Raw genomic sequence first — 6798 nt, 5'->3', positions numbered from 1 at the left:
CCCCCACGGCTGCCCGCTCGCGGCGGTCGGCTCGCCCCGGCTCGCCCGCCCGGCCCCCCCCCCCGCCCCCCCGCCCCCCCCCCCCCCCCCCCCCCCCCCCCCCACCGGCGTATCCGCTTACGGTCGTCCCGCTGCGAGTCGCCGTTTCAACGGCGGCCGCCCACAAGGGAGATCGGGGGTGTACTCGTGCGGATCGGACTGCTCACCGACGGTGGTTATCCGTATGCGACCGGTGAGTCCAGACTCTGGTGCGACCGACTGGTGCGCGGGCTGCCGCAGCACGAGTTCGACCTGTTCGCGCTGAGCCGCTCCGCCCATCAGGAGGACCGGGGCTGGGTCCAACTGCCCTACCAGGTCAGCCGGGTGCGCACCGCGCCGCTGTGGACCCCCGAGGACGGCACCCTGCGCGGCAGCGGCGAACGCGGCCTGCTGGCCCGGCTGGTGACCGGCGGCGAGCAGTCCTACGGGCGGCGCGACCGCAAGCGCTTCACCGACCGTTTCACCGCGCTCGCCACCGCTGTCTGCACCCCCGACGAGGCCGGTACGGTAGTGGGCGAGGGCCCCGGCGCGGAGCTGTTCGCCGAAGGGCTCTACGGTCTGGCCGAGCTGGCCCGCGAGCGCGGCGGACTCCACCTCGCCCTGCGCTCCGAGACCACCGTACGGATCCTGGAGTCCGCCTCCCGTGCCCGCGGCACCGGCCGGACCGTGCAGAGCGCCACCGTCCCCGACCACCTCGCCTTCGCCGCCGAGCTGGAACGCGCGCTGCGCCCGCTCTCGCTGGACTGGTACGACCAGGAGAGCCTCGGCGCGGTCGACCTCTGTCATGCGGCCTCCGGCGGGGCGGCCGCCCTCCCGGGTCTCCTGGCCAAACGCTTCTTCGGGGTGCCGCTGCTGGTCACCGAGCACGGCGTCCCGCTGCGCGCGCACTACCTGGCCGCCGCCGCGTCCGACACCCCGTACGGGGCCCCCGTGCGCGCCCTCCTCGCCGGATTCCACGGCCGCCTCGCCACCGAGATCTACCGGCAGGCCGCGCTCGTCACCCCCGGCAACACCCACGTCCGCCGCTGGCAGCAGCGCTGCGGAGCCGACCCCGCCAAGCAGCGCACGGTCTACCCGGGCATGGCGGCGGAGCGCTACGGCCCGGCCGAGGCGGACCCCGAACGCCTCGGCGCGGCGGGGGAGGAGGCCGGGGCGGGCGGCCCGGACACGCTGGTCTGGGTCGGCCGGATCGAGCCGGCCAAGGACCTGATCGCCCTCCTCCACGCGTTCGCCGAGGTCCGCCGGGCCCGGCCCGACGCCCGGCTGCGGATCTTCGGCGCCCCGGCGGAGGGCGAGGAGGCCGCCGCCTACCTCGCGCACTGCACGGCACTGGCCGCCCAGCTCTTCCCGGACGAGGCCGCCGGCGCCCACGCCGAGGGCAGCAGCCCGGTCACCTTCGAGGAGATCGGCGGCCCGGAGATCCCCGACCTCGCCGAGACGTACGCGGCGGGCGGCGTGATCGTCCTCTCCAGCACCGTCGAGGGCTTCCCGGTCAGCCTCGTCGAGGCCATGTTCTGCGGCCGAGCCACCGTCTCCACCGACGTGGGCGCGGTGGTCGAAGTCATCGGCGGCACGGGCCTGGTGGTCCCCCCTCGCAACCCCAAGGCGCTCGCGGACGCCTGTGTCGCGCTGTTGCGCGACCCCGAGCGCCGGGCGCGGCTGGGGGCCGCGGCGAGGGCCCGCGCGCTCGAACTCTTCACCGTCGAACAGAACCTCGCGGCATTTCGCGGCATTTACCTGGAGCTGATGTCGCACACCCCGGTGCGCCGGGAGGCCGACACGGTGGACGCCCACGGCGACCCGCTGCCCTTCGCCACCCCGCCGGAGGCACACCTCCTCGGCCACTGGACCCAGCCCGGTTCCCACCTCCGGCCGCCGGAGGACCCCGTGGCCGCCGTACCCGGCTGGGCCGCCCCGGGCGGAGCCCGCCTGCCGGACCGGCCCGGTGAGCCCGAGCCGCAGCACACACGGGAGCCGGAGCCCGAGGGCGTCTGCGCGGTCGCGGCAGGACCGGCGGGGGACAGCGATGCCTGACCACCCGGCCCTCGATGCCCCCGCCCTCGATGCCTCAGCCCTCGATGCTCCGGCCCTCGGCTCGCCGTCTCGCGGTGGCCCGGCCCTCGATGACCGGGCCCTCCGCCTCCCCGCCCCGCACGACCCGACGCTTCACGACCACGGAGACCTCCCGATGACCCGTCCGGACGACCCGGCGACGCCCGCTGCCGCCCCGGAACGCCCCGCGGAGATCCCGCCCCGCACCACGGCCCGCCGCGCACCGGGCACCACCGCCCGGCGGGGCCCCGCCGACCCGGTGAAGTCGCTGCTGCACCACCACCGCGACCTGTGCGAACGGGCGGTGGACCCGCTGGAGATCGCCGCCGGCCTGGAGGCGCACGGCCTCACCGACCGCACCGCAGCCCGCTACCGCCACCGGGACGTCTTCGCCCTCGCCGAGGAGCTGTACGCCCGCATGCCGCCCCGTACGCGGGAACCCGCCATCGGCGGGCCCTCCGAAACCGGGCCCGGTCCCGACACCGAGGCGCGGGCCGCCTGGACGCTCCTCGCCCTGCTCCCGGGGGCCGCCTGCCTCGCCACCGCCGGGGTACTGCGGGTCACCGAGGGCGTCCTCGGCGACGGCACGCGGGCCCTCGTCACCGTCGTCGGCGCGCTGCTCGCCTGCCTGGCGCTCCGGGCGTGCCTGGGCCGCGGCCCCCTGCGCGCCCCCGAAGGAGCGGGCCGCGCCGGGATGTACGCCTGCTGGCTGCTGAGCTACGCGGTGTACGGCGAGGAACTGCTGGCCCAGGTCATGTCCGGAGGCCCGGACGGCCCGTGGGACGGCACCCCCGCCCCGCTGCTCGGCCTCGCCGCCGCCGTCGCCCTGGCCGCCTGGTGCGCCCACCTCTTCACCGTCCACGCCCACCGCAAACTGTCCGGCAGCCGCGGCCTGGAGGAGTTCGGCGAGGGAGTGCGCCCCCTGCTCCTGGCGGCCGTCACCCTCTTCCTCGGCGCGCTGCTGCCCCTGCTGTACCTGGCCGACCTCGGCCTCGGCGGGGGCGGCACGCCCGTCGCCGCCGTCGCCCTCGGGGTCCTGTTCTTCGTGGCCCGGCTGCTCGCCGCACACGGACTGCCCGAGCCGGGCACCGTCGCGCTCGCCGCCGCCTGCGCCGTCGAGGCCCTCGCCCCGGCCCTCGTCCTCTCCGCCCGGCTCCCCGGCCTCGAACCCCTTGCCCAGCCCGTGAACGTACTTGTCTCAGCAGGCGGGACGGGAGCCGTATCCGCCCTCGCCTGCGGCGGGGCCGCCCTCGGGCTGCTGCTGCACGCAGCCCTGGCGCTCTCCCGGGCCTCCGCCCACACCCGCGGCTGAGAGGCCCGGGGTCCGAGCCGCCCCACCGACGTACCACCGCGCCACCCACCTACCACCCCGCACCACTCCCGCGGAGCCGACGCCGCGGGCCACGCCCGGCACCGTACGACCGACTGACTGACCTAGGAGAAACCCGCCATGACCCCCCAATCCCCCGCACCGGCAGCCCGCCGTCGGCACCGAGGCGGTGCGCGATGAGGGTGCTGCTGCTCGGAGCCAACGGATTCCTCGGCCGCTTCGTCGCCGACCGGCTGCTCGCCGATCCCGCCGTCCACCTCACGGCCCTCGGGCGCGGCGACGACGCCGACGTCCGGTTCGACCTCGCGGGCGGCAGCCCCGGGGCGCTCACCCGCTTCCTGGACGCCGTCCACCCCGGAGTCGTCGTCAACTGCGCGGGCGCCACCCGCGGCGGCGCCCGGGACCTCACCCGCCACAACACCGTCGCCGTCGCCACCGTCTGCGAGGCGCTGCGCCGCAGCGGCTGCGGGGCCCGGCTCGTCCAGGTGGGCTGCGCCTCGGAGTACGGGCCCTCGCAGCCCGGGTCCTCCACCGCCGAGGACGCCGTTCCGCGCCCCGGCGGTCCGTACGGCGTCAGCAAGCTCGCCGCCACCGAACTGGTCCTCGGCTCGGGCCTCGACGCCGTCGTGCTGCGGGTCTTCTCGCCGGTCGGCCCCGGCACCCCGGCCGGCTCCCCGCTCGGCCGGCTCGCCGAGGCCATGCGCCGGGCCATGCAGGCGGGCGACGGCGAGCTGAAGCTCAGCGGCCTCGGCGTGCAGCGGGACTTCGTCGACGTGCGGGACGTGGCGCGGGCCGTCCACGCCGCCTCGCTCTCCGCCGCCCAGGGCGTCGTCAACATCGGCACCGGCCGTGCCGTCCGGCTCCGCGACGCCGCCGCCGTCCTGGCGCGGGTCGCCGGGTACGCGGGCGCGCTCCACGAGCTGGACGGCCCGCCCCAGCGCCTGCCCATCGGAGCCCCGCGCACCTCCGCCGAGTCCGTCATGGAACACCTCTCCGCCACCCCGTCGCCGTACCCGGACGGCTGCGGGGCCTGGCAGCAGGCCGACGTCCGCACCGCCCGGGACCGGCTCGGCTGGCGGCCCCGGATCAACCTGGAGGAGTCCCTCGCGGACATCTGGATGGAGGCGGCATGCCGTATCTGACCGCTCCAGCCGACGCCCGCCGGACCGCGGGCGGCGAACAGCTCGGCTTCGGCGTCCCGGGCTACGCCCACCCGCTGCTCGCCCCCGCCGAATGGGCCGAGCTGGCCCGCCCCGGCACCCCGCTGCACTGGGCCGTCCTCAACATCGCGGACGGCCCGGGCTCCCGGCCCGACCCGCACTGCCTGGAGGCGGCGGGCCGGCTGCGCAACGCCCGCGAGCGCGCCCTGCACGGCGAGGCCCCGGACGACACCGTCCGGGCCTCCGGCGGCAGGCTGCTCGGCCACCTCGACCTGGCCCACGGCGAGCGGCCCTTCGGCGAGCTGATCGCGGACGCCCGGTCCTTCATCGACTGGTACCGGATCGGCGGTTTCTACCTCGCCCGGTGCCCCGTCGACCGGGCCGGCCTGCCCGCCGTCCGGCGGCTCACCGGCACCCTGCACGCCCTGCTGGCGGAGAGCGACAGCGCGGACGGAGGCGGCCGCCTGGTCCTGGGCCAGGGCACCCACCCGTACCCCGGGTACGCGGAGACGGCCGACCAACTGGTCACCTTCCGGGGCCCCTGGACCGACTACCGCTGGTCACAGGTGGCCGAGTGGACCGCCGACTATCCGCCGGAGCGGTTCGCCCACTTCGTCCACGGCGTGCCGCGCACCCACCTGGAGGAGGCCATGCGCATCGCCCGCTGGCAGGGTGCCGGGACGATCTTCTTCACCGACCGAAGCGGACAAACCGATCCATTCGCGGCGCTGCCCAGGTACTGGGACGAAATCGTCTCGCGGGTCGGACCCAGTATCTCGGAATGAGAAGGGGCGTGGCAGTGTTACGGGGAGAACAACCGTACGTAGTCGGCTGTAAGAAGCCGGTCTACGTAGAATCCGACCACCTGCATTGTTGAGGTTCCTGTGTCGCTGCCACCCCTGGTCGAGCCGGCCGCCGAGCTCACCGTCGACGAGGTCCGCAGGTACTCCCGTCACCTGATCATCCCGGATGTCGGGATGGACGGACAGAAGCGCCTGAAGAACGCCAAGGTGCTGTGCGTCGGCGCCGGCGGCCTCGGCTCGCCGGCCCTGATGTACCTGGCCGCGGCCGGTGTCGGCACGCTCGGCATCGTGGAGTTCGACGAGGTCGACGAGTCGAACCTGCAGCGCCAGATCATCCACAGCCAGTCCGACATCGGCCGCTCCAAGGCGGAGTCCGCCAAGGACTCGGTGCTGGGCATCAACCCGTACGTCAACGTGGTCCTTCACGAAGAGCGGCTCGAAGCCGAGAACGTGATGGAGATCTTCGCGCAGTACGACCTGATCGTGGACGGCACGGACAACTTCGCCACCCGCTATCTCGTCAACGACGCCGCGGTGCTGCTGAACAAGCCGTACGTATGGGGCTCGATCTACCGCTTCGACGGCCAGGCCTCCGTGTTCTGGTCCGAGCACGGCCCCTGCTACCGCTGCCTCTACCCGGAGCCCCCGCCGCCGGGCATGGTCCCCTCCTGCGCCGAGGGCGGCGTGCTGGGCGTGCTCTGCGCGTCCGTCGGCTCCATCCAGGTCACCGAGGCCATCAAGCTGCTCGCCGGCGTCGGCGACCCGCTCGTCGGCCGACTGATGATCTACGACGCCCTGGAGATGCAGTACCGCCAGGTCAAGGTCCGCAAGGACCCCGACTGCGCGGTCTGCGGCGAGAACCCCACCGTCACCGAACTCATCGACTACGAGGCCTTCTGCGGCGTCGTGTCCGAGGAGGCGCAGGAGGCGGCGCTCGGCGCGACGATCACTCCCAAGCAGCTCAAGGAGTGGATCGACGGCGACGAGAAGATCGAGATCATCGACGTCCGCGAGCCGAACGAGTACGAGATCGTCTCGATCCCCGGCGCGAAGCTGATCCCGAAGAACGAGTTCCTCATGGGCACCGCCCTCCAGGACCTCCCGCAGGACAAGCGCATCGTCCTGCACTGCAAGACCGGTGTCCGCAGCGCCGAGGTCCTCGCGGTCCTCAAGTCCGCGGGCTTCGCCGACGCCGTGCACGTGGGCGGCGGCGTGATCGGCTGGGTCAACCAGATCGAGCCCGAGAAGCCGGTGTACTGAGCCGGTGTATTAGAAGCCCTTTTGTACGGGAAGGGGGCCCCGGCCCCCCCCCCCCCCCCCGGCCCCACCCCCGGGGGGGGCCCCCCCCCCCCGACCGCCCAAAGCCCCCCAACCCAGAAAAAAAAAAACACGCACCCCCCCAAGCAACCCCCCC

The 6798-nt window shown here is 74.7% G+C and carries 5 protein-coding genes; all 5 read left to right on the top strand.

What is annotated here, in order from left to right; translation table 11 throughout:
• The first annotated feature begins 186 nt into the window (after positions 1–186).
• The 5 genes from JS521_RS16015 to moeZ all read left to right on the top strand — a co-directional run bounded on the left by JS521_RS16015 (position 187) and on the right by moeZ (position 6644).
• Positions 187–2073 carry a DUF3492 domain-containing protein gene (locus JS521_RS16015; protein WP_205083662.1) on the top strand — a complete coding sequence of 629 codons (1887 nt, stop codon included), beginning with the start codon at positions 187–189 and terminating at the stop codon, positions 2071–2073.
• A gap of 154 nt (positions 2074–2227) precedes the next feature.
• Positions 2228–3403, top strand: coding sequence for a hypothetical protein (locus JS521_RS16010; protein ID WP_239487349.1), 1176 nt, complete (start codon positions 2228–2230; stop codon positions 3401–3403).
• A 194-nt stretch (positions 3404–3597) separates the two neighbouring features.
• On the top strand, positions 3598–4563 hold the full coding sequence (locus tag JS521_RS16005) for an NAD-dependent epimerase/dehydratase family protein (protein ID WP_205083661.1): 966 nt from the start codon (positions 3598–3600) through the stop codon (positions 4561–4563).
• Positions 4551–5366: a spherulation-specific family 4 protein gene (locus JS521_RS16000; protein WP_205083660.1), complete on the top strand. Its 816-nt coding sequence runs from the start codon at positions 4551–4553 to the stop codon at positions 5364–5366. The genes JS521_RS16005 and JS521_RS16000 overlap by 13 nt, the downstream gene beginning before the upstream one ends.
• Positions 5367–5465: 99 nt before the next feature.
• Positions 5466–6644: an adenylyltransferase/sulfurtransferase MoeZ gene (gene moeZ, locus JS521_RS15995; RefSeq protein WP_010061592.1), complete on the top strand. Its 1179-nt coding sequence runs from the start codon at positions 5466–5468 to the stop codon at positions 6642–6644.
• The last annotated feature ends 154 nt before the right edge of the window (positions 6645–6798 follow it).

The organism is Streptomyces durocortorensis (assembly GCF_016901035.1).
Taxonomy (GTDB): domain Bacteria; phylum Actinomycetota; class Actinomycetes; order Streptomycetales; family Streptomycetaceae; genus Streptomyces; species Streptomyces durocortorensis.
The sequence above is the reverse complement of the archived record's forward strand: the minus strand, read 5'-3'. Positions and strand labels throughout refer to the sequence as shown.